The sequence below is a fragment of the Micromonospora sp. BL1 genome, assembly GCF_003667485.1.
GTDB lineage: Bacteria > Actinomycetota > Actinomycetes > Mycobacteriales > Micromonosporaceae > Micromonospora > Micromonospora tulbaghiae.
In genome coordinates, this window is record NZ_RCVK01000051.1 from 1 (window position 1) to 985 (window position 985).

General features: G+C 76.4%; 2 protein-coding genes. Both read left to right on the forward strand.

Annotated elements, in window-relative coordinates:
* The coding region (locus tag EAD96_RS00230; protein ID WP_121682862.1) for a hypothetical protein at window positions 1–401 on the forward strand (401 nt) is incomplete at its 5' end.
* Between the two features lie 10 nt (window positions 402–411).
* Window positions 412–985, forward strand: a 574-nt coding sequence (locus EAD96_RS00235) for a prephenate dehydratase domain-containing protein (protein WP_305034050.1), incomplete at its 3' end; no start/stop codon positions are given.

Here is a 985-nt window from a genome sequence, read left to right on the forward strand (position 1 = left end):
TCCCGGTCCCGTCCGCGTCCGCCACGCCCAGCCCGAGCGCCACCCCGACCCCATCGGCGCCGGTCCTTCCGCCCACGCCCTCGCCGTCCGCGCCGTCCTCGGCGGCGCCCTGCCGGGGGCGGCCGTCCGGCGACCGGATCGTCGCGCTGCTGCGCGGCTCGGCAGGCGTGCTGCCCCGCGACGTCAAGGTGACGGTGGCGACCGGTCCGCTCTGCGCCGAGGGCTGGCAGTACACCGTGCTGACCGTCACCGGGCACGAGGAGTTGCAGGTGGTCACGCGCGGCGAGACCGGCACGCCGAGGCTGGTCACCGCCGGCACGGACGTGTGCGGCGTCGAGGTACGGACCGTGGCGCCGGCCGGCATCCGTACCCTGGCCTGCGACGGCACGCCGGGTGCGTAGGCTGGTCGGCATGCCGGGAACACCGCCGACCCGCTTCGTCTACCTGGGCCCCGAGGGCACCTTCGCCGAGCAGGCCCTGCGCACGGTGCCCGCCGCCGAGCGCGGGGACCGCACGCCGGCCCGCAGCGTCGGTGAGGCGCTCGACGCGGTACGCGCCGGGGAGGCGGACGCGGCGCTGGTGCCGCTGGAGAACTCCATCGGCGGTGCGGTCGGGGTGACGCTCGACGAACTGGTCGAGGGCGACCCGCTGGTGATCACCCGCGAGGTCGTTCTGCCGGTGGAGTTCGTGCTGGCCGCCCGCGCCGGCACCACACTGTCCGACGTCCGCTCCGTCGCGGCCCACCCGCAGGCGTCCACCCAGTGCCGGGGCTGGCTGCGGGAGCACCTGCCCGACGCCACAGTGGTCGACGTGCTCTCCAACGGCGCCGCCGCGGCCGGTGCGGCGAGCGCCGAGTACGACGCCGCCATCTGTGCCCCGATCGGCGCGACCCGGCACCGGCTCGCGGTGCTGGCCGACAAGATCGCCGACCACCCGGACGCGGTGACCCGGTTCGCGCTCGGCGAGGTCATGGTGGTGCACCTCG